Source organism: Nonomuraea sp. NPDC049725 (assembly GCF_040674795.1).
Lineage (GTDB): Bacteria > Actinomycetota > Actinomycetes > Streptosporangiales > Streptosporangiaceae > Nonomuraea > Nonomuraea ceibae.
The window spans coordinates 387,386-408,573 of record NZ_JBFANJ010000003.1 but is presented as its reverse complement, the minus strand read 5'-3'; the positions used below and the strand labels follow the sequence as shown (position 1 = coordinate 408,573).

Genomic DNA, 21,188 nt, shown 5'->3' with positions numbered 1-21,188 from the left:
CATTCGATCAGAGATGTCAAAGGAAAGAACCTTGGCCCGCTTCGACACCATCGCCGCCCTTCGCATCGCGAAGGCGCTGCTCACCTTCACCGTCGGCGGCTTCGCGCTGCTCGTCGTGTTCGGCAACCTCACCGACTACGGCACGAACTTCGAGTTCGTCCGGCACGTGCTGGCCATGGACGCGCAGAAGCCCGAGCTCGCCGCGGTCAGCCAGATCAACTACCGCGCCATCCCGTGGACGTGGGCGCACCACGCCGCCTACATCGGCGTCATCCTCACCGAGGCGGTCATCATGGTGACCTGCCTGATCTCCGCCTGGCAGCAGATCAGGGCCGTCGGCCGCGACGACGCCGCCTTCCACCGGGCCAAGCGCTGGGGCGTCGTCGGCTGCACGGTCGGCCTGCTGCTGTGGTTCTTCGGCTTCCAGGCCATCGGCGGCGAATGGTTCGGCATGTGGATGAACGGCACCTGGAACGGCATCCCCGACGCGGTGCGGCTGTGCACGTACATCGGGATCGTGCTGATCTTCCTCAGCCTCCGCAACGACGCCCGCGAGAGCGCCTGATCGGAGCGGCAGGGGTGGCGGCTCGTGGCCGTGTCAGCCGAGTGACGCGTAGGCCAGATAGGCCGCCACCCCGTACGCCAGGTGAGGGACCACGTCCGAGATCCAGTCCGCGGCCGACCAGGTGCGCGGGTCGGTGATCCCGAGCGCGGTGAGCGGCCCGGTCGAGCCGATCATCGCCAGCCCGGCGAGCATGGGCACGCCGACGGGCCAGGCCGGCCGCCTGCCCGAGGTGAGCAGGCCGTAGCAGAGCGCCGCCATCGCGCCGGTGCCGTAGCCGAGGAGCGCACCCAGGGCGTCCTTGCGATGGCCGGCCCGTTCGTCGTCGCCGAGGTCGGCGTGCGCGCGTGCGGCCAGGTCCGCTATCGCCCGGCGGGGTGTCCCGCTGGCCGGACGGGCGCGGATCGCCATGTCCAGGTAGGAGCAGGTGTTGAGCGCGCTGGTGCCGGCGGCGCCGGCGAGCCAGCTTCTGAGCAGGACGTTCATGTCGGCCACCTCCGCGCCGAGCCGGATCTCCGGTTCCCCTGCCCGGTGGGGGCCTGTCGATGCCCCTTCTCGCGGCGGCTCTAGGCGTGCCAGAGGGCGGCCAGTTGCCGGGTGGCGAGCCAGGACGGGATGGCGCGCAGCAGGGCGTCGCGCAGCCAGGCGGGGGCGCCGGTCTGGCTGGTCAGGCGCGACTGCCGGGAGGCGGCGCGCATGACGCGGTCGGCGCGGGGCCGCCGCTCGGCGTCGTAGCGCAGCAGCCGCGCGGCGACGTCGCCGGGTCCGGCGCCGGTCAGGCAGCGGGTGAGCGCGGCGGCGTCCTCGAACGCCTGGCTCGCGCCTTGGCCGAGGTCGGGCGGCATGGCGTGGGCGGCGTCACCGAGGAGCGCGATCCGGCCGGCGGCGTAGGAGGGGAGCGGTTCGGCGAGGCGGGCGATCGGGTCGACGTAGACGTCGCCGGGCGGGGTGGCCTCGATGAGGGACGTGACGAGCGGGTGCCAGTCGGCCATCAGGGACAGCATCCGCCGCCGTGCCTCGTCCGCCCCGGGCGGCGGGCCGTCGAGGGCGGAGTCGGTGAACCAGTACAGCCGGTCGGGGCCGACGGGGAACAGGCCGAACATCGCCCCGCTGCGCCGGTCGACGAACTGGCCGGCGAGCAGGCTCGGGTCGAGGCCGGGCGGGCGGGGCAGCATCCCGCGCAGGTCCATCCGGCCGGTCCGGCGCAGCCCCGGGTGCCCGGGGAAGAGCTGGGCGCGCAGCCTGCTGCCGATGCCGTCGGCCGCGACGACGGCGTCGGCCGTGGCGACGGGGGCGCCGTCGGCGATGACGGTCACGCCGGTGTCCCGCGCCTCCACGCGGTCGACCGGGACGCCGGTGCGCACCAGGTCGGCGGGCAGCGGGGCGCGGATGGCGCGGTGCAGCTCGGCGCGGTCGAGGATGGCGAGGCTGCCCACCTTCCGCTGGCCCTGGACCGCGTCGGTGACCAGCAGCGGCCGGCCGCGCCAGTCCCGCAGGCCGCCGCTCGCGGCGTGCAGGCCGTGCCGGCGCACGTCCGCGGCCAGGTCCAGGATGTCCAGGGCGCGGAGGCCGTTCGGCATGACGACGATCCCGGTGCCGGCCTCCCGCAGCTCGGCGGCGCGCTCGAAGAGCGTCACCTCGTGGCCCGCGCGGTGCAGGCCGACGGCGGCCGCCACTCCCCCGAGCCCCGCTCCGACGACGGCGATCCTCATGCGCCCTCCCCATTCACTACGATCGTACTAGTACGTTTATTGGTAGCATGGGGGTGTGCCGCCCACCAATCCGGCCCGGCGCCGGGCCATCGCCGACGCCGCCATCGCGCTGCTGGCGTCGGCGGGCGCGCACGGGCTGACCCATCGGGCGGTGGAGAAGGAGGCGGGGTTGCCGCCGGGCACGGCGTCCAACTACTTCCGCAGCCGGGAGGCGCTGCTGGTGGCCGCCGCCGAACGGGTGGCCGAGCTGCACCACGCCGACACCGACCGCGCCGCCGACACCGACCAGGCCGCCGACACCGACCGGGCCGCCGGCATGGTCGAGTTGCTGGCCGAGTCGCTGCTGACGGCGGCGACCACGCTGCGCACCCGCTACCTGGCGATCTTCGAGTTGCAGCTCGAGGCGGCCCGCCGCCCGGCGCTGGCGGCGGCGCTCGCGCGCCTCCACGGGTCGGCGCTGCGGATCACCGCAGGCCATCACGGCAAGGTCGGCGTGACGATCCCGCGCGAGCGCGTCCCCGCGATGCTCGCGCTCTACGGGGGCGCGCTGTTCACGCTGGTCACGGGGCCGCCGGAGGCCGTCACCAGGGAGGCTGTCCGCCGCGTGGCCGAGGTCATCGTGGACGGCGCCGTCGCACGGGAGTCCGGGGGCGGCGGGTCAGTCAGGCGCTGAGGCCACGGCGAGCACGACGGCGCGGACCGCCTGCCGGACCCGGTCGTCGCCCACCTCGGCGCGGACGGCGGTGACCGTCTCGGCGCCGAGCGGGGCCAGCAGGGCATGGGCCAGGGCGTCGGCGTCGCAGCCGGGGCGCGTCTGGCCGAGCAGGATGGCCACGTGCCGGTGCCAGAACCGGTAGGCGCCGATCCGGTAGCGGGCGCCGGGGCCCGCGGTCTCCGACATGCGCACCAGGTCGAGGTGGCCGGCGAGGTAGTCGAGGTAGGCGTCGGCGAAGGCGGCGAGCCGGTCGGCGGCGGGCGCGCCGGGGCCGAGCGGCGGCGGGCCGGAGATGACGCGCTGCTGCAGTTCGCGTTCGCGTTCGTCGAGCAGCGCCACGGCCAGGCCGGACCGGTCGCCGAAGCGGCGGAAGACCGTGCCCTTGCCCACTCCGGCCTCGGCGGCCACGGCGTCCATGGAGACGTTCTCCACGCCCTGCTCGCGGAACAGTTTCGCGGCGGCGGCCAGCACTTTCTCGCGGTTGCGCGCGGCGTCGGCCCGTTCCTTGGGCGGCCTGTTCCGGAGGATCTCCAGCGGCTCGCTTGACGAAGCGGACTGCGGTCCGCTAACTTCCGAATCATCCACAGAAACGGACTGTAGTCCAGTTATTCGGAGGTCGCAATGACCGCACTCATCACCCGTGACGAGCTCAAGGCCGCCATCGACGCCGGGACCGTCGTCGTCGTGGACGCGCTCGGCGGCGAGTACTACGCCCAGCAGCACCTGCCGGGCGCGATCCCCCTGGTGGAGAGCGAGGTGGCCGAGCGGGCCGCCGAACTGCTGCCCGACAAGGACGCGGCGATCGTGACCTACTGCTCCAACCCGGCCTGCCCCAACAGCGAGGCGGTCGCCCGGCGGCTGGCCGCGCTCGGCTACACGGCCGTGCGCAAGTACCGTGAGGGGATCCAGGACTGGGTCGAAGCCGGCCTTCCGGTCGAGACCGGCCTGCGCGTCTGACCCCGCCCCGCCCCGGCCCGCGCCTCAGCGGACCGGGGCGGGACCCGCCTTCGGGAGGCCGGGGAAAACGTGTGCGCGGGGCATGTCAAGACGGCGCGGACGGCTCCGACCATCAGTCGGAGGGCGCCACCGGGCGCCCTGGCCACCGAAGGAGATGTCATGAAATTTCTGCTGATCATGCATGTGAACCCGCTGATCTGGGACTCGCTGACCGAGGAGGAACGCGACGAGGTGATGAACGGCCACGGCGCCTTCATGGACACCGTGAAGCGGTCCGGCGAGCTGCTGGGCACCACCGCGCTGGCCGAGCCGGCGCAGAGCGCCGTCGTCCGGGTGCGCGACGGCGTCCCGGCCGTGACGGACGGCCCGTACCTGGAGGCCAAGGAGTACCTCGGCGGCTACTACCTCGTCGAGTGCGAGAGCCGGGAGCGCGCGCTGGAGCTGGCCGCGCTCATCCCCGACGCCGGCGTGCCGGGCCTCGGCATCGAGGTGCGGCCGGTCGTCTTCTCGGGCTGAGCGCGATGAAGTTCTTACTGAGCCTCTACGGGGACGCGGCGGGCCACGAGGCGTTCGTGACCGCGGCCCGGCAGGCGGGCGAGCTGGTCGGCGGGCACGCGCTCGCCGACCCGTCCCTCAGCGCCGTGGTCCGGGTGGTGGACGGCGTGCCGGCGGTGACCGAGGGCCCGTACGCGGGCGCCGGGGAACACGTCACCGGCCAGTACGTTGTCGACTGTGAGAGCCGGGAGCGCGCGCTGGAGCTGGCCGCGCTGCTGCCGGGCGGCGTGGAGGTGCGCCCGCTGATGGACCCGGCCGGACTGGAGATGTGAAGGTGGACGCGAGCGCCACAGAACGGCTCGGGGACCTGCTGCGCGAGCTGGCGCCGCAGGTCCTCGGCGTGCTCATGCGCCGCTACGGCGGGTTCGAGGAGTGCGAGGACGCGGTCCAGGAGGCGCTGCTCGCGGCGGCGTCCCAGTGGCCCGCCGAGGGCGTGCCGGACAGCCCGCGCGCCTGGCTGATCACGGTCGCCTCCCGCCGCCTGGTCGATCACGTACGCAGCGAGCAGGCGCGCCGGCGCCGGGAGGTGGCCGCGGCCGTGCGGGAGGCGCCGGACGCCGACCTGGCCCCGGCGCCGGGCGAGGAGGGGCCGGGTGACCGGGACGACACGCTCACGCTGCTGTTCCTGTGCTGCCATCCGGCGCTGACGCCCGCGTCGCAGGTGGCGCTCACGCTGCGGGCCGTCAGCGGCCTCACCACGGCCGAGATCGCACGGGCGTTCCTGGTGCCGGAGGCGACGATGGCGCCGCGGATCAGCCGCGCCAAGCAGCGGATCAAGGCGGCGGGCGCGTCGTTCGAGCTGCCGCCGCCGGGCGAGCGGGCCGACCGGCTGGACGCGGTGCTGCACACGCTCTATCTGATCTTCAACGAGGGCTACACCGCCAGCTCCGGCCCGGAGCTGCACCGGGGCGAGCTGACGGCGGAGGCGATCCGGCTCACGCGGCTGGTGCACCGGTCGCTGCCGGGCGACGGCGAGGTGGCCGGGCTGCTGGCGCTGATGCTGCTGACCGAGGCCCGGCGGCCGGCCCGCACCGGCCCGGACGGCGGCCTGGTGCCGCTGGCCGAGCAGGACCGCGGCCTGTGGGACGCGGCCCTGGCCGAGGAGGGCACGGCGCTGGTGACCGCCGCGATGTCGACCTCGCCCCTGGGCCCGTACCAGCTCCAGGCGGCGATCGCGGCGCTGCACGTGCAGGCGCCGCTCCCGGAGGACACCGACTGGGAGCAGATCCGCATCCTGTACGGGGTCCTCGGCCGGATCGCGCCGAACCCGATGGTGACCCTCAACCACGCGATCGCGGTGGCGATGACGCGCGGCCCGCGCGCCGGGCTGGACCTGCTGGAGAGCCTCGACGACGATCCCCGGATGGCCCGCCACCACCGGCTGCACGCCGTCCGGGCGCATCTGCAGGACCTGGCCGGCGAGCACGACGCCGCGCGGGAGAACTACCGGCTGGCCGCCCGGCTCACCACGAGCCTGCCCGAGCAGCGCTACCTGCGGCAGAAGGCCGAGGCGCACGGCGAGGCGGGCTGACCGGGACGCCAAGGGGGCCGGGCGGACAGCGCCGCCCGGCCCCACCTTCTCGTCCGGCGTTCCGTTCGCCAACCCCCCGATAGGCGAACGGCCGCCCGGTCATCGCCGTCAGCCTCCGCGCGGCTCTGACCTCGCCGTATTGCTACCCCGCCCGGCGTAATCCCCCGGTCAAGCGTGGCCAGATTCACGGACAGATCCAACCTGGCGCACATTGTTGACCGGCGACGCGAATCTGTCTAACGTCGGCCGCAGGGCCGGCCCCGGCAGCCCCGATTCGCGGAAGGAGTCCCGATGACGGCGCTCGACCTGGACGAACTCACCGCCATCGACGTCCACACCCACGCCGAGATCTCCGCCTCCGGGCACCCGTCGCTCAGCCCGGAGCTGTCGGCCGCCTCCGCCGCCTACTTCAAGGTGCGCGGCGCCCGCGAGCCCGCCATCCCCGAGATCGCGGCCTACTACCGCGAGCGCAAGATGGCCGCCGTGGTGTTCACCGTGGACGCCGAGCACGCGACCGGGCACCCGCCGATCCCGTCCGAGGAGGTCGCCGCCGCCTGCGCCGAGCATCCCGACGTGCTGATCCCGTTCGCCAGCGTCGACCCGTGGCGGGGCCGGGCGGGCGTCCGGCTGGCCCGCCGCCTGGTGGCCGGGCACGGCGTGCGCGGCTTCAAGTTCCACCCCAGCCTGCAGGGCTTCGCCCCGAACGACCGGATGGCCTACCCCCTGTACGAGGCGCTGCAGGAGCTGGGCGTGCCCGCGCTGTTCCACACCGGGCAGACCGGCATCGGCGCGGGCGTGCCGGGCGGCGGCGGCATCCGGCTGAAGCACTCCGACCCGATGCTCGTCGACGACGTGGCCGCCGACTTCCCGGACCTGACGATCATCCTGGCGCACCCGTCGTTCCCCTGGCAGGACGAGGCGCTGGCGGTGGCCACGCACAAGCCGTCGGTGCACATCGACCTGTCCGGCTGGTCGCCGAAGTACTTCCCGCCGCAGCTCGTCCGTTACGCCAACACGCTGCTGAAGGACAAGGTGCTGTTCGGCTCCGACTATCCGGTGATCACCCCGGACCGGTGGCTGGCCGACTTCGCCGAGCTGGACATCAAGCCGGAGGTACGGCCGCTGATCCTCAAGGACAACGCGGCCCGGCTGCTCGACCTGGACAAGAGCGATGCGTGACGGCGGCGTCGGCTCCTGGCCGGAGCGCCGGGCCCGCCGGACGCCGGACCGGGTGGCCGTCGTCCACGGCGGGCGGCGCGTCACGTACCGGGAGCTGCACGAGCGGGTGCTGCGGCTGGCCCGCGTGCTGCGCGGGCGGGGCGTGGGGCGCGGCGACCGGGTGGCGTACCTGGGGGCGAACCATCCGGCGTTCCTGGAGACGCTGTTCGCCACCGGGACGCTGGGGGCGGTGTTCGTGCCGCTCAACGTCCGGCTCGCCGCTCCCGAGCTGGCCCACGTGCTGTCCGACTGCGGCGCGGCGGCGCTCGTGCACGCGCCGCCGGCGGCGGAGCTGGACGTGCCGTGCCGGATCCCGCTCGGCGACTACGAGGAGCTGCTGGCCGAGGCGGAACCCGAGGCGGCCGGCGAGGCCGTCTCCGCCGAGGACCCGTGCATGATCATGTACACGTCCGGCACGACGGGGCGGCCCAAGGGCGCGGTGCTCTCCCACGCCAACGTCACCTGGAACAGCCTCAACGTGCTCGTGGACGTCGACCTGGCCGCCGACGAGGTGACGCTGGTGGTCGCGCCGCTGTTCCACACCGCGGGGCTGAACATGACGTGCCTGCCGACGCTGCTCAAGGGCGGCCGGGTGGTGCTCATGGACGCGTTCGACCCCGGCCGGGTGCTGGAGACGATCGCCGCCGAGCGGGTCACGTACCTGTTCGGGGTGCCCACGATGTACGACGCGCTGGCCGCGCACCCCGGCTGGGCCGGGGCGGACCTGTCGAGCCTGCGCACGCTCAACTGCGGCGGCGCGCCCGTCCCGCTCCGCACGATCGAGACGTACCTGGCGCGCGGGCTGGCCTTCAGCCAGGGGTACGGGATGACCGAGGCCTCCCCCGGCGTGCTGTATCTGCCGCCGGACCAGGCGGTGGCCAGGGCGGGCTCGGCGGGCGTGCCGCACTTCTTCACCGACGTGCGGATCGCGCTGCCCGACGGCCGCGACGCCGCGCCGGGCGAGCCCGGCGAGGTCCTGGTCCGGGGCCCGAACGTGATGACCGGCTACTGGGGCGGTCCCCCTGCCGCCCCGGACGGGTGGCTGCGCACCGGCGACGTCGCCCGCGCCGACGCGGACGGCTACGCCTACATCGTCGACCGGATCAAGGACATGTACGTCTCCGGCGGCGAGAACGTCTACCCGGCCGAGGTCGAGGCGGTGATCGCGACCCATCCGGGCGTCGCCGACTGCGCCGTGATCGGCGTCCCCGACCCGACGTGGGGCGAGACGGGCCTGGCGATCGTCGTCCGCGAGCCGGGCGCCGAGGCCGGGGACCTGCTGGACTACCTGGACGGGCGGCTCGCCCGGTACAAGATCCCCCGGTCGGTCGTCTGGGCCGACAGCATCCCGCGCACGGCCTCGGGGAAGATCGTGAAACCCGCGCTGCGCGCCCTCCACGGGGCCGGCCGGTCGCGTACGGCTACCTGACGCCCTCGCTGATCGGCCCTTCCGCCAGGTCGGTGCGGCTGGTCTCGCGCAGCGCCAGCGCGCACCCGACCGTGAGCAGGCAGAAGGCGGCGATGACGGCGGAGATGACCATCGTGCCGCCGCCATCGTTCGCCGCCCGGATCTGCGCGAAGACCACCGGGGCGAGTCCCGCGCCGAGCCCGGCGAGCTGATAGCCGAGCGAGGCGCCGGTGTAGCGGCTGCGGGTGGAGAACAGCTCGGCGTACAGGGCGGCGAGCGGCCCGTACATCATCGGGTGGATGACCGACTGGCCGAGCACGAGCAGGAGCGTGAGCAGGGCCACGCTGCCCGTGTCGGCCACCGGGAAGAGCAGGAAGCTGTAGACGGCGGCGAGGACGGCGCCGGCCAGGACGACGGGCCGTCGGCCCACCCGGTCCGACAGCGCCGACCAGCCGAGGATGCCGAGGATCGCCAGCCCCGAGGAGAGCGTCAGCCCGTTGAGCACCTCCTGCCGGGCGAAGCCGGCCTCCACCCCGTAGGCCAGCAGGAACGTGGTGAGCGTGCCCTGCAGGACGAACGCGGACAGGCCGACGCCGACGCCGAGCAGGAGCGTCCTGGGGTGGTGGCGCAGCACGTCCAGCAGCGGCGCGGAGGCGTCCTGCCGCCGGGCGGCCGTGAAGACCGGGGTCTCCTCGACGCGGGCGCGGACGAACAGGCCGACGCCCAGCAGCGCGATGCTGATCAGGAACGGGACGCGCCAGCCCCAGCTGAGGAACTCCCGCTCGCCCAGGACGGCGGCGCTCCCGCTGAGCACGGCGGTGGACAGCAGCATGCCGGAGGGCGCTCCGGCGTTGGTGAAGCTCGCCCACAGGCCGCGCCGCCCGGTGGCGTGCTCGGCGGACATCAGCACCGCGCCGCCCCACTCGCCGCCGACCGCGACGCCCTGGACGACGCGGAGCAGGACGAGCGTGATGGGGGCGAGGCTGCCGATCTGCTCGTAGGTGGGCAGCAGGCCGATGAGGAAGCTGGCCACGCCCATGAGGACCATCGTGAGGATGAGCATGCGCTTGCGGCCCAGCCGGTCGCCGAAGTGGCCGAAGATCACGCCGCCGAGCGGGCGCGCCAGGTAGCCGGTGGCGAACGTGCCGAGGCTGGCGACGGTGGCCGCGAGCGGGGGCAGCCCGGAGAAGAAGACCTTGCCGAACACCAGGGCGGAGGCGGTGGCGTACAGCAGGAAGTCGTAGTACTCGATGACGCTGCCCAGGTAGCTGGAGGCGACGGCGCGGCGGAGCTGGACGGGTTGCGCGGAGGCCGGCGATTCGGTCATGGCGTTGGTTCCTTCGCAGGGGGGTGACGGAACACCATTGAACGCGGGGCAAACTCCCGATCTGCGTCATAGCTTTGCCCAACAAATGGGACCCGTCTACCCTCTACTCGTGACTTCCGACGACGGGGACGGCGCCGCGCACTCCTCCTCACCGCGCCCCCAGTCGCTGATGTTCAGCTTCCTCGGCGTCTACGTGCTCGGCCGCCGCGTCGCCGTCTACTCCGGCAGCGTCATCGACGTGTTCGCGCGCCTCGGCGTGACCGAGGAGGCGGTGCGCTCCACGCTGACGCGCATGGTCAACCGGGGGCTGCTGGCCCGCCACCGGCAGGGCCGCAAGACCTATTTCGGGCTCACGCCCAAGGCCACCGGCGTGCTGGAGGACGGCCGCCGCCGCGTCTGGGAGACCGGCGCCGTCAACCGCGACTGGGACGGCACCTGGACCCTGGTCGGGTTCTCGCTGCCCGACAGCCTGCGCGGCGCCCGCCACGACCTGCGCTCACGGCTCGTGTGGGCCGGGTTCGGGCTCCTGCAGAGCGGGCTCTGGATCGCTCCCGGCGTCAAGGACGTGACGGAGACGGTGACGGAGCTGGGGCTGCACGAGCACGTGACCGTGCTGGCCGCGCGGGCGCTCAAGCCGACCGAGTCGGCCGACCTGGTCCGGGCCTTCGACACGCCGCGCATCGCCGAGCGCTACCGCGCCTTCCTCGACCGCTGGCACGACGGCGGCACGCGGCTCGGGCTGCCCGACGACCTGGCCCGGCAGCTCCTGCTCCACACCGACTGGCTGGGGCTCGTCCGCCAGGACCCGCACCTGCCGGCCGAGCACCTGCCGGCCGACTGGCCCGCCATCCGGGCCGAACGCGCCTTCCACGAGCTGGCCCGCGCCTGGGAGGAGCCCGCCCGTGCCCTGGCCGCCGCCGTCCTGGACGAGCTGCCCGTCGGCCAGTGAAGGTCAGGCCGGACACCTACCCGGCGGCGGCGCCTACTTGCCGAAGCCCGCCGTCAGCCCGCTGAGGAGCTGGCGGCGGCCGACCACGTACAGGACCAGGATGGGCAGCGTAGTCAGCACGACGGAGGCGAGCACCGCGGGGACGTTGATGCTGTACTGGCCCTGGAAGCTCCACAGCGCCAGCGGCAGCACGCGCTTGTCCGGGCTCTGGGTGAGGATCAGCGGCAGCAGGAACCCGTTCCAGATCGTCAGCGCGTTGTAGACGGTCACCGTGACCACGGCCGGCCGCGTCAGCGGGAAGGCCAGCCGCCACAGCGTGCCCCACTCGCTGGCGCCGTCGAGCCGCATCGACTCGAACAGCTCCTTGGGCACGTCGCGGATGAAGTTGGCCAGGATCAGCACCGACAGCGGGATCGCGAACGCGATCGACGGCAGGATCAGCGCCAGCAGCGAGTCGTACAGGCTCAGCCGGATGATGATCAGGTAGATCGGGATGACGGTCGCCTGCAGCGGGATGGCCAGCCCCATGAGGAACAGCCAGTTGACCGAGCGCAGGAACCTGCCGTTGCCGCCGCGCACGATCGCGTACGCCGCCATGAACGAGACCGTGACCGCGGGGATGACCGCGCCGGCGGTGACGATGAGGCTGTTGGCGAAGTACAGGACGAAGTCCGACTCGATGACCAGCCGGTAGGCGTCGAGGTTCGGCTCCGTCGGCGGCGCCAGCGGGTTGGTCGCGTAGTAGTTGCTCTGCGTCTTGAAGCTGGTGATGACGATCCAGTAGATCGGGATGACGACGATCGCCAGCCACACCAGGCTCACGGCGCCGGCGACCCAGTTGGGACGCTCGCGCCCGGGGGTTCTGGTGGCCATGTCAGGCTCCCTCCAGCCTGCTGTCGCTGCCGGTCCCGCCGCCGAGCCGGCGCAGCAGCAGGGCCAGGGCGAGGCCGACCAGGACGAGGATGACGGCGATCACGCTGGCCGGGCCCATGAGGTTGGCCTGGAAACCGCGCTTGTACATGTCGAGGGCGAGCACCCGGGTGGCGTCGCCGGGCCCGCCCGCCGTCAGCACGAAGATCAGGTCGAAGAACGTCAGCGACCCGACGACCATGAGCGTCGAGGAGGTCACGATCGTGTACTTGAGCTGCGGCAGGGTGATGCTGAAGAACTTGCGGATCCGGCCGGCCCCGTCGAGCTCGGCGGCCTCGTACATCGAGCGCGGGATCTGCCGCGCGCCGCCCTGGTAGATCAGCGAGTGGAACGGGATGAACTGCCAGGACACCACGAAGATGACGACGCCGAAGGCGAGTGCGGGCTCGCCGAGCCAGTCCTGGGCGAGGATCTCCAGCCCGAGCCCGGCGCCGAGCCCGAAGTTCGGGTCGAGCAGCGCCTTGTACGTGATCGCGATGGCGGCCGAGCTGAGCAGCAGCGGCACGAAGTACACGACCGACAGCACCGCGCGGTAGCGCTGGTGACCGGCCAGGAACACGCCGAGCAGGATGCTGGCCGGGGTCTGCACCAGCCAGGAGACGGCCATGACCAGGAACGTCACCCACAGGGCGTGCGGCAGCCCCGGGTCGGCGAGCACCGCGGCCCAGCTCTCCAGGCCGGTGAAGTGGATGTCGCCGAGCCCGTCCCACGAGGTGAAGCTGAGCACGAGCACGCCCACGAGCGGGACCACGCCGAAGGCGCCGAAAAGCAGTAACGCGGGCACGGCCAGCCACGCGAGCGAGCCGTGCCGCGGGGGTGCGCTCACTTGCCGATGACCGCGTTCAGGTTGGTGGCGAACTCCTCCGGCGTCACCGAGAGCTGGAAGAGCTTGGCGATGTTGTCCAGCAGCGTCTCGGCCGCCGTCGGGCTGAGGGCCTGGTCCCACGACTGCTGGAAGCTGCCGGCCTTGCTGGCGACGCCGTAGACGAAGTTGAGCCAGTCGGCGTCCTTGGAGCCGGCGAAGTTGCTGTCGGCGCCCTGGACGATCGGCACCGCGCCGGTGCCGACCCAGCCCTTCACCTCCTCGCCGTCGAGCACGCCGGTGGCGAAGAACTTCTTGGCGATCTCCTTCTGCTCGGCGGTCGCCTTGGAGGAGATCGACAGGTACTGGCCGGGGTTGCCGACGGTGTTGGAGGGGTCGCCCTTGCCGCCTTCGACGGGCGGGAAGTTCATGAAGCCGAGGTTGCCGCCGGAGACGAAGTCGCCGCCGTCGGCGGCCATCATGCCGTACGTCCACGAGCCGTGCAGCATCATGGCGGCCTTGCCGGTGTAGAGGAGGGCCTGGTCGGCATTGGAGTCGGCGGTGATCGAGGAGAAGCCCTTGATGAAGCCGTCGGCCTTGATCAGGTCCTGCATCTTGGTGAGCGCGTCGATGGCGGCCGGGTTGGACCAGGCGTCCTTCTGCCCGTCGAAGACGGCCTGGAAGACCTCGGGGCCGGCGATGCGGTCGAAGAGGAACTCCAGCCACATCATGTTCGTCCAGCGCGACTGCCCGCCGAGCGAGAACGGCGCGATGCCGGCCGCGTTGAACTTCGGCACCAGGGCCATGATGTCGCCCCAGCTCTGGGGCGGCTCGGCGCCGATCTTGTCGAACAGCTTCTTGTTGTAGAACAGGACGATCGGCTGGACGGTCTCGCACGGCATCGCGTAGATCTTGCCGTCGATGGTGGCCGCGCCGAAGGAGGAGGGGAACAGCCGGTCCTTGACGGCGGCGTTCTCGCCGAACCACGGCGTCAGGTCCTCGACCTGCCCGGCCTGGACGTAGCTGCGCAGCGTGCCGCCGCCCCAGCCCCAGATGAGCGTGGGCGCCTGGCCCGCGCCGATCGCCGTCTTGATCTTGGCCTTGTAGGCGTCGTTCTGGAAGGTCGTTCCGGTGATCTGCCCGCCGGGGTTGGCCTTGTTGAAGCGCTCCACCGCGCCGGCCCGGATGCCTTCCTGGGGCTGGCCGGAGAGGTACCAGTAGGTTGCTCCGCCGCCCCCGCCTCCGCCGCCTGTCGGCGTGCCGCCGGCCCGGGTGGGCCCGGAGGTGCCGCAGGCGGCGAGCGCCGCTCCCAGGGGCAGACCCATGGAGAGGCTGAGGAAGGTACGGCGAGACGTTGTCCTGGGCTCCACGCTGATCTCTCCCTGTCGAAACATTTCGAAAATGACCGCGCGGGAGGCAATCTAGGATCGGCCCATATGCCTGTCAACCCCCTGTATCCAGACGTGTCCATGTTGTACTCTCACACGGGCGCCTAGCTGTTCAAACGGGGTCAGGCAAGATCTCCGCGCAGGTCGCCCGGCATTGTCGACAATATTTCGAAACTTTCGGCGGCTTTAAGGAGCAGCAGATGACGGCACTTGATCGGACGCCCACGCCGGGCCAGGTTACCCGCCCCTGGCGAGACCCCGCCCTTCCCGTGGCCGACCGGGTCGACGCCCTTCTCGCGGAGATGACGCTTGAGGAGAAGGTGGCCCAGCTCGGCAGCTGGTGGCCCGGCAACGACATGCAGCCCGACGGGGGCGAGTCGGGCACGGCCAACGTGGCGCCGATGCAGGACGTGTTCGCGGCCACCAAGTCGGCCCCGCCGGGCCCGGTCCACGGGCTCGGCCATCTGACGCGGGTGTTCGGCAGCGCGCCGGTGACGCCCGAGCAGGGCGCCGCCGAGGTGGTGCGGCTCCAGCGGGCCGTCGTGGACGGCTCCCGGCTGGGCGTCCCGGCCATCGTGCACGAGGAGTGCCTGACGGGTTTCACCACCTACGGCGCGACCGTCTACCCGGCGGCCATCGCCTGGGCGGCGACGTTCGACCCCGAGCTGGTGGAGCGGATGGCCGCGGCCATCGGGCGCGACATGCGGGCCGTGGGCGCCCACCAGGGCCTCTCGCCGGTGCTGGACGTGGTCCGCGACTACCGGTGGGGCCGGGTCGAGGAGACCATGGGCGAGGACCCGTACCTGGTCGCGACCCTCGGCACCGCGTACGTGCGCGGGCTGCAGGGCGCCGGGATCATCGCCACGCTCAAGCACTTCGCCGGCTACTCCGCCTCGCGGGCCGCGCGCAACCACGGGCCGGTGCCGATGGGGCGGCGCGAGCTGATGGACGTGATCCTGCCGCCGTTCGAGACGGCCGTCACGCACAGCGGCGCCGGGTCGGTGATGAACTCCTACTCCGACGTGGACGGCGTCCCGGCCGCCGTCGACCCGTGGCTGCTCGACGAGGTGCTGCGCCGCGAGTGGGGGTTCACCGGGACCGTCGTGTCGGACTACTGGTCGATCCCGTTCCTGGCCACCATGCACGGCGTCGCCGCCGACACCGCCGAGGCCGGGATGCTGGCGCTGAGCGCGGGCGTCGACGTCGAGCTGCCCGACACGCTCGGGTTCGGGCAGCACCTGGCCGACCGGGTGCGCCGCGGCGAGCTGCCCGAGGAGGTGATCGACCGGGCGGCCCGCCGCCTGCTCACCCAGAAGGCGGAGCTGGGGCTGCTCGACGAGGACTGGACGCCGGAGCGGTCGGTCGCCGGGGCCGCCGCCGCCGACCTCGACTCCCCCGCCAACCGGGCGCTGGCCCGCGAGCTGGCCGAACGCTCGATCGTGCTGCTCGACGCGGGCACGGCGCTGCCCCTGGCGCCGGGAGCGCGCCGGGTCGCCGTCGTCGGCCCGTGCGCCGACGACGCGCGCACGTTCATGGGCTGCTACGCCTTCCCCAACCACGTGCTGCCCCGCCACCCCGGCCTCGGGCTCGGCATCGAGGCGCCGACCGTGCTGGAGGCGCTGCGCGCCGAGCTGCCGGACGCCGAGATCGTCCACGAGCGGGGCTGCGACGTGCGCGACGGCGACCGGTCCGGCTTCGCCGCCGCCGTCTCGGCCGCCGCCGGGGCCGACCTGTGCGTGGCCGTCGTGGGCGACCTGGCCGGCATGTTCGGGCTCGGCACCTCGGGCGAGGGCTGCGACGCGGAGGACCTGCGGCTGCCCGGCCCGCAGGAGGACCTGGTGACGGCCCTGGCCGCGACCGGCACGCCGGTGGTCGTGGTCGTCGTCTCCGGCCGCCCGTACGCGCTCGGCGAGGTGCACGCCCACGCGGCGGCGCTGGTGCAGGCGTTCATGCCCGGCGAGGAGGGCGGCGCGGCGATCGCCGGCGTGCTGTCCGGCCGGGTCCAGCCCGTCGGCAGGCTGCCGGTGCAGATCCCGCGCAGGCCCGGCGGGCAGCCCGGCACCTACCTGCAGCCGCCGCTCGGCGTCGACAGCGCGGGCATCAGCAACCTCGACCCGACGCCGCTGTTCCCCTTCGGGTACGGGACCTCCTACACCACGTTCGAGGTCGGCGAGCTGCGCGTCAGCGACGCCGAGGTGCCGACCGACGGCGAGTTCACCGTCTCGGCCACGGTGCGCAACACCGGCGGGCGGGCCGGCGAGGAGGTCGTCCAGCTCTACCTGCGTGATGTGCTCGCCCAGGTGACCAGGCCGGTGCGGCAGCTCACCGGCTTCGCCCGGGTCCGGCTGGAGCCCGGCCGCAGCGCCGAGGTGCGCTTCCGCGTGCACGCCGACCGCACCGCCTTCACCGGCCGCGACCTGCGCCGCGTCGTCGAGCCCGGCGACCTCGACGTGCTCGTCGGCACCTCGTCCGCCGACCTGCCGCTGCGTGGCCGGGTCCGGCTGACCGGGCCGCTGCGCGAGACCGGGCCCGGCCGCCGGCTCGACACGCCCGTGGAGGTCGTCCCGCTGGACGGGCCCGATGCCGGCGCGTCCTAGGCGCGCCACGCTGGCCACCGTCGCCGCCTCGGCGGGGGTGTCGGTGGCCACCGTGTCCAAGGTGCTCAACGGCCGCAGCGACGTCGCGCCGGAGACCCGGTCGCTGGTGCAGGAGCTGCTGCGGCGGCACGACTATGTCGCGCCGCCGCCGCGCCGGGCCGAGGCCGGGTACGTGATCGAGGTGCAGTTCGACGCCGACCTGAACGCGTACTCCAGCGAGATCATCCAGGGCGCGGTGCTGGCCGGGGCGGAGAGCTGCGCGTCGGTCGTCGTGAGCATCGCCAAGGTCGCCGACCGCACCGCCGCCTGGGCCCGCGACCTGGTCGCGGGCGGGCGGCGCGCGCTGGTCGCGGTCACCGGCGAGATCTCGGCCGCCGAGCTGGACGCGCTGGCCAGGGCGCGGCTGCCGCTCGTCGTGATCGACCCGCTGAACCTGCCGCGCGCCCGCGTGACCAGCGTCGGGTCGACGAACTTCGCGGGCGGGCTGGCGGCGACCCAGCACCTGCTCGCCCTGGGCCACCGGCGCGTCGCCTACCTCGGCGGGCCGCCGGCCGCCGCCTGCAACCAGGCCCGGCTGCACGGTTACCGGGCCGCGATGGAGGCCGCCGGGGCGCCCGTCCCACCCGGCCACGTCCGGTACGGCGCGTTCCGCTACGACGACGGGCTGACGGGCGGGGCCGCGCTGCTCGGCCTGGCGCAGCCGCCGACGGCCGTCTTCGCGGGCTGCGACGAGACCGCGCTCGGCCTCATGGAGGCGGCCCGTGCACGCGGGCTGCGCATCCCCGAGGATCTCAGCATCGTCGGGTTCGACGACACGCAGATCGCCCAGATGGCCTCGCCGCCGCTGACGACCGTGCGCCAGCCGCTGCGCGAGATGGGCGCCGTCGCCCTGCGTACCGCGCTGCGGCTGGCGGCGGGCGGCACGGTCGAGTCGCACCACGTCGAGCTGGCCACCGAGCTGATCGTCCGGGCCTCCACCGCCCCGGCCCCCGGCGGGTAGGCCCTCGCCGGGGGCGCCGGTGTCAGGCGGGGGCGGCCTCCTGCTCGTCCTCGCGGGGAGCGGGGGCGGCGGCTTCGAGAGCCTTGTCGCGGCGGTAGGCGCGCACCGAGTAGGCGACGGCGGCGGCCCAGACGATGGCGATCGCGATGTAGACGACGGACTGGACGCCGCCCGGCGCGTCGATCCAGTCGCTGCGCAGCAGGCTGCGCACGTTGGTGAGCACGATGACGCCGCCCACCGCCGAGCCGAGGACGCGGGGCGGCACGTGCCGCACCAGCCAGGCCGCGATCGGGGCGGCGATCACGCCGCCGAGCAGCAGGACCCCGACCCAGGCGAAGTCGATGTTCTCCGAGCCGAGGCCGACGATGAAGCCGACGGAGGCGGCGATCGCGACCAGGAACTCGCTGGCGTCGATCGAGCCGATGACCTTGCGCGGCTCCATCCGCCCGCTGGCCAGGATGGCCGGCGTGCCGACCGGGCCCCACCCGCCGCCGCCGGTGGCGTCGACGAACCCGGCCACGACGCCCAGCGGCGCCAGGAACCGCCGGCGCAGCGGCTTGCCCAGGTTGCCGCGCGGCAGCCCGAACGCGGTGAAGCGGATGAGGATGTAGACGCCCAGGGACAGCAGGATGAGCGACATGACCGGGGCCGCGACCTCGGTCGAGAGGCTGGACAGGAACGTCGCGCCGGCGAATGCGCCGAGCGCGCCCGGGATGCCGATCCTGGCGACGACCTTCCAGTCGATGTTGCCGAAGCGCCAGTGGGACAGGCCCGAGGCGAGTGTGGTGCCGATCTCGGCCAGATGCACCGTGGCCGAGGCGGCCGCCGCGTTGGTGCCTACGGCCAGGAGCAACGTGGTCGAGGTGACCCCGTACGCCATGCCGAGGCTGCCGTCTACGAGCTGCGCCGCGAATCCGACGAGCCCGAGCAGGATGAGCGCCCGCACGTTCCCACCTTTCCGATGTACCCTACTTATTAAGTAGGAATAATCATTTATGAGAACGGGCATCCGGTCAAGGGGGTGGCCCCGCCCGGCCGCGGGCGCGGGGGCGCATGGGCGGGGTCCGGAGGGTCAGCCGCTCCAGTGGTTCAGGTGCAGGACCTCGTCCAGAGGCCGGCGGCGGGCGGGCTTGAAGGTGTCACCGGGGTAGTAGGCGGTGGGGATGAGCGCCCCCTGCCGGACGTCGCCGGGGAGGCCCAGCAGCTCGGCGACCTCGCGCTCGTACGCCAGGTGCAGGGTCGTCCACGCGGTGCCGAGCCCGCGGGCGCGGGCGGCGAGCATGTAGCTCCACGCGGCCGGCAGCAGCGAGCCCCACAGCCCGGCCTGGCTGCCCTCCGGCAGCTTCCCGTCGGGCACCCGGATGCACGGCAGCACCAGCACCGGCACCTCGCCCATGTGCTCACCCAGGTACGCCGAGCTCGACGACACCCGCCGCTGCACCTCGGCCCGCGCCGGGTCGTCCTGGAACAGGTTCCCGGCCGACGAGCCCGACGCGTGGTAGGCCCGGACGGACCGGCCGTAGTAGTCGCCGATCCTGGCCCTGGTGGCGGGGTCGGTCACCACCACCCACTCCCACCCCTGCCGGTTCCCGCCGGTCGGCGCCTGCAGCGCGATCTCCAGGCACTCCCGCACCAGCTCCATCGGCACCGGCCTGTCCAGGTCCAGGCGCTTCCTTACGCTTCTGGTGGTGGTGAGGACTTCGTCGATTCCTAGCCTTTGTGTGGTCATGACGGCATTCATCCCCAGGGACGTCACCGGCGAAAGATCCGCTCAGCGGCGGCCCCGGAAGGTGCGGCGCAGGTCCGCCACCCACTCCCGGGGGAGCTCCCACGGGATGAAGTGCCCGCCGCGCTCGTGGCAGGTGATGCCGGCGTGGTTGTACCAGGCGGCCCGGTCGCCGTCGAGGAAGCTCCGGATCCGCTGCTCTGCCGTCGTCACGCCCGGCGGGTTCTCGTAGCTGACGAACGTGATGCCCGTGGGCGCCTCGACGACCGGCCACCGGTCGTGCGACGGGGTCCACGGGTAGCGGTTGTTGTTGGCGTACGTGCGGATCGAGCTGGCGATCGCGTCGCCCGCCCAGAAGATCGTCGCATGGGTGAGCAGGTCGTCCTTGGAGAACACGTTCTCCACGTCGCCGTCGTTGTCGGACCACTTCGCCCAGCGTTCGAGCATCCAGGCGAGCATGCCGGCCGGGGAGTCGGTCAGCCCGTGCGCGAGCGTGGACGGGGCCAGCACGTGCGCCGCCAGATGCGCCGCGAACCGCCGGTCCAGGGCCACGAACCGGTCGTGCGCCTCGGCGGGCAGGCCCTCCGGGATGGGCAGGCCGCCGCTCAGGTCCCAGGCGCGGTCGCCGTTGAACATCGTGAGCTTCTGGGCCGAGCCGATATGGATGCCGTACAGCTCGGCGGCGTACTTGTGGCCCAGCTGCCCGGTGACCAGCGCGCCCACGTCGCACCCGGCGGCGGCGTACCTGTCGTGCCCCAGGACGCCAGTCATCAGCTCGTGCCACACGTCGGCGATCTTCCAGAAGTTCATGTCCGGCCGATGCGTCAGCGGGGTCGAGAAGCCGAACCCGGGCAGCGAGGGCACGATCACGTCGAACGCCTCCGCCGGGTCGCCGCCGTGGGAGGCGGGGTCGGCGAGCTCGTCGACGACCTTCGACCAGTGCCAGAACGTCCAGGGCCAGCCGTGGCTGAGGATGAGCGGCACCGGGTCGGGGCCGACGCCCGGCCGGCGCATGAAGTGCACGGGCACGTCGCCGACGTTCACCCGGTAGTGCTCGTAGGCGTTGATCTCCCGCTCGGCCGCCCGCCAGTCGTAGCCGTCCGCCCAGTAGGCGACCAGCTCGCGCAGGTGGTCGCCGCGCACGCCGTAGAAGCCGTCGTCGTTGCCCGCGTCCAGCGGCAACCTGGTCATGGCGAGCCTGCGGCGCAGGTCGTCGAGCACCTCGTCGGGCACGTGCAGCGGCTCGGGGCGGAGGGGGAAGGGGCGGTTCGTCAAGGGAGGCGTTCTCCTGGTCATCGAGCTTCTAGCCATCGAGCTTCTGCTCGTCGGACATCTGCTCGTCGGGCTTCTGGTCGTCGAGGCGGGCGGCGATCTCGGTCAGCCGGGTCAGGACGGCCGCGTAGCCGGCGAGCGCCGCGCGCTCGTCGTCGTCCAGGTGCTCGACGAGGCGGGCGACGCGCGTCACCCGTTCGGCGTGCCGGGATCGGACGATCTGCGCGCCCTCCTCGGTGAGGGTCAGCAGGACGGCGCGCCCGTCGCGCGGGTCGGGGCGGCGTGACACCAGCCCGTCGCGTTCGAGCTTGGCCACCAGGCTCGTGAGCGCGGGCTGTTTGAGCTGCTCGGTCGCCGTCAGGTCGGTGAGCCGCATCGGGCCCCGGCGCGCGAGCGTGTGCAGCACGGACAGGGTCGAGAAGCTGAGCCTGCGAACCGACGGCAGGCGGATGAAGTGGGTGTTGAAGTCCTCGATCGCGGTGACGAGCGCGCCGAGATCGAGGGCCTCCGGTGAGGGTGCCACCCGGCATTTATATCAA

The 21,188-nt window shown here is 73.1% G+C and carries 22 protein-coding genes; 11 read left to right on the top strand and 11 right to left on the bottom strand.

Annotated features, from left to right (window positions below; translation table 11 throughout):
• The first annotated feature begins 31 nt into the window (after positions 1-31).
• Complete coding sequence (locus AB0J53_RS09960; protein WP_246645691.1) at positions 32-565, top strand: DUF2165 domain-containing protein; 534 nt, start codon at positions 32-34, stop codon at positions 563-565.
• Between the two features lie 33 nt (positions 566-598).
• On the opposite strand, the gene AB0J53_RS09955 is transcribed toward AB0J53_RS09960, so the two are convergent.
• Positions 599-1,048: a hypothetical protein gene (locus AB0J53_RS09955; protein ID WP_364170642.1), complete on the bottom strand. Its 450-nt coding sequence runs from the start codon at positions 1,046-1,048 to the stop codon at positions 599-601.
• An 80-nt stretch (positions 1,049-1,128) separates the two neighbouring features.
• On the bottom strand, positions 1,129-2,274 hold the full coding sequence (locus AB0J53_RS09950) for an FAD-dependent monooxygenase (protein WP_364170640.1): 1,146 nt from the start codon (positions 2,272-2,274) through the stop codon (positions 1,129-1,131).
• 55 nt (positions 2,275-2,329) lie between these two features.
• Here AB0J53_RS09950 and AB0J53_RS09945 point away from each other — a divergent pair, with 55 nt between their 5' ends.
• Complete coding sequence (locus AB0J53_RS09945; protein ID WP_364170638.1) at positions 2,330-2,947, top strand: TetR family transcriptional regulator; 618 nt, start codon at positions 2,330-2,332, stop codon at positions 2,945-2,947.
• Here the strand turns inward: AB0J53_RS09945 and AB0J53_RS09940 are convergent.
• Positions 2,933-3,574, bottom strand: a complete 642-nt coding sequence (locus tag AB0J53_RS09940; protein ID WP_364170636.1) for a helix-turn-helix domain-containing protein — start codon at positions 3,572-3,574, stop codon at positions 2,933-2,935. The two genes, AB0J53_RS09945 and AB0J53_RS09940, sit on opposite strands and share 15 nt — an antisense overlap.
• Positions 3,575-3,610: 36 nt before the next feature.
• On the opposite strand from AB0J53_RS09940, the gene AB0J53_RS09935 reads away from it, so the two are divergent.
• From AB0J53_RS09935 to AB0J53_RS09910, 6 genes are all read left to right on the top strand, one after another.
• Complete coding sequence (locus tag AB0J53_RS09935) at positions 3,611-3,946, top strand: rhodanese-like domain-containing protein (RefSeq protein ID WP_219508445.1); 336 nt, start codon at positions 3,611-3,613, stop codon at positions 3,944-3,946.
• Positions 3,947-4,105: 159 nt separating this feature from the next.
• Entirely contained in the window at positions 4,106-4,462 is a 357-nt protein-coding gene (locus AB0J53_RS09930; protein WP_357588153.1) for a YciI family protein, read from the top strand.
• A 5-nt stretch (positions 4,463-4,467) separates the two neighbouring features.
• Complete coding sequence (locus AB0J53_RS09925; protein ID WP_364170633.1) at positions 4,468-4,773, top strand: YciI family protein; 306 nt, start codon at positions 4,468-4,470, stop codon at positions 4,771-4,773.
• Between the two features lie 2 nt (positions 4,774-4,775).
• Positions 4,776-6,032, top strand: coding sequence for a sigma-70 family RNA polymerase sigma factor (locus AB0J53_RS09920; protein ID WP_364170631.1), 1,257 nt, complete (start codon positions 4,776-4,778; stop codon positions 6,030-6,032).
• Between the two features lie 291 nt (positions 6,033-6,323).
• Positions 6,324-7,211 (top strand): amidohydrolase family protein, encoded by an 888-nt coding sequence (locus tag AB0J53_RS09915; protein WP_364170629.1) that lies wholly within the window; start codon positions 6,324-6,326, stop codon positions 7,209-7,211.
• Positions 7,204-8,679, top strand: a complete 1,476-nt coding sequence (locus AB0J53_RS09910; protein ID WP_364170627.1) for a long-chain fatty acid--CoA ligase — start codon at positions 7,204-7,206, stop codon at positions 8,677-8,679. Before AB0J53_RS09915 ends, AB0J53_RS09910 begins: the two co-directional genes overlap by 8 nt.
• Here AB0J53_RS09910 and AB0J53_RS09905 read toward each other — a convergent pair.
• Positions 8,672-9,985, bottom strand: a complete 1,314-nt coding sequence (locus tag AB0J53_RS09905) for an MFS transporter (RefSeq protein WP_364170625.1) — start codon at positions 9,983-9,985, stop codon at positions 8,672-8,674. The genes AB0J53_RS09910 and AB0J53_RS09905 overlap by 8 nt on opposite strands.
• Before the next feature lie 109 nt (positions 9,986-10,094).
• On the opposite strand from AB0J53_RS09905, the gene AB0J53_RS09900 reads away from it, so the two are divergent.
• On the top strand, positions 10,095-10,934 hold the full coding sequence (locus tag AB0J53_RS09900) for a PaaX family transcriptional regulator C-terminal domain-containing protein (RefSeq protein ID WP_364170623.1): 840 nt from the start codon (positions 10,095-10,097) through the stop codon (positions 10,932-10,934).
• A gap of 33 nt (positions 10,935-10,967) precedes the next feature.
• Here AB0J53_RS09900 and AB0J53_RS09895 read toward each other — a convergent pair whose 3' ends face one another.
• Genes AB0J53_RS09895 through AB0J53_RS09885 form a run of 3 tightly spaced genes read right to left on the bottom strand, consistent with a single transcriptional unit; the run spans position 10,968 to position 13,991 of the window.
• Complete coding sequence (locus AB0J53_RS09895) at positions 10,968-11,807, bottom strand: carbohydrate ABC transporter permease (RefSeq protein ID WP_364170621.1); 840 nt, start codon at positions 11,805-11,807, stop codon at positions 10,968-10,970.
• Position 11,808: 1 nt separating this feature from the next.
• A complete protein-coding gene (locus AB0J53_RS09890; protein WP_308125910.1) occupies positions 11,809-12,690 on the bottom strand; it encodes a sugar ABC transporter permease in 882 nt (293 codons plus the stop codon).
• Positions 12,687-13,991 carry an extracellular solute-binding protein gene (locus tag AB0J53_RS09885; protein WP_364170618.1) on the bottom strand — a complete coding sequence of 435 codons (1,305 nt, stop codon included), beginning with the start codon at positions 13,989-13,991 and terminating at the stop codon, positions 12,687-12,689. The genes AB0J53_RS09890 and AB0J53_RS09885 overlap by 4 nt, the downstream gene beginning before the upstream one ends.
• A gap of 263 nt (positions 13,992-14,254) precedes the next feature.
• On the opposite strand from AB0J53_RS09885, the gene AB0J53_RS09880 reads away from it, so the two are divergent.
• Complete coding sequence (locus AB0J53_RS09880) at positions 14,255-16,651, top strand: glycoside hydrolase family 3 N-terminal domain-containing protein (RefSeq protein WP_364170615.1); 2,397 nt, start codon at positions 14,255-14,257, stop codon at positions 16,649-16,651.
• The gene (locus tag AB0J53_RS09875) at positions 16,635-17,651 is read left to right on the top strand and encodes a substrate-binding domain-containing protein (RefSeq protein ID WP_364170612.1); all 1,017 of its coding nucleotides are present in this window, start codon (positions 16,635-16,637) and stop codon (positions 17,649-17,651) included. Before AB0J53_RS09880 ends, AB0J53_RS09875 begins: the two co-directional genes overlap by 17 nt.
• A gap of 22 nt (positions 17,652-17,673) precedes the next feature.
• On the opposite strand, the gene AB0J53_RS09870 is transcribed toward AB0J53_RS09875, so the two are convergent.
• From AB0J53_RS09870 to AB0J53_RS09855, 4 genes are all read right to left on the bottom strand, one after another.
• Entirely contained in the window at positions 17,674-18,597 is a 924-nt protein-coding gene (locus tag AB0J53_RS09870) for a sulfite exporter TauE/SafE family protein (protein ID WP_219508434.1), read from the bottom strand.
• Between the two features lie 126 nt (positions 18,598-18,723).
• Positions 18,724-19,380 carry a nitroreductase family protein gene (locus AB0J53_RS09865; RefSeq protein WP_364170608.1) on the bottom strand — a complete coding sequence of 219 codons (657 nt, stop codon included), beginning with the start codon at positions 19,378-19,380 and terminating at the stop codon, positions 18,724-18,726.
• A 42-nt stretch (positions 19,381-19,422) separates the two neighbouring features.
• The gene (locus AB0J53_RS09860; RefSeq protein WP_364170605.1) at positions 19,423-20,652 is read right to left on the bottom strand and encodes an epoxide hydrolase; all 1,230 of its coding nucleotides are present in this window, start codon (positions 20,650-20,652) and stop codon (positions 19,423-19,425) included.
• A 28-nt stretch (positions 20,653-20,680) separates the two neighbouring features.
• Positions 20,681-21,172: a MarR family transcriptional regulator gene (locus tag AB0J53_RS09855; protein WP_364170602.1), complete on the bottom strand. Its 492-nt coding sequence runs from the start codon at positions 21,170-21,172 to the stop codon at positions 20,681-20,683.
• Positions 21,173-21,188: the final 16 nt, after the last annotated feature.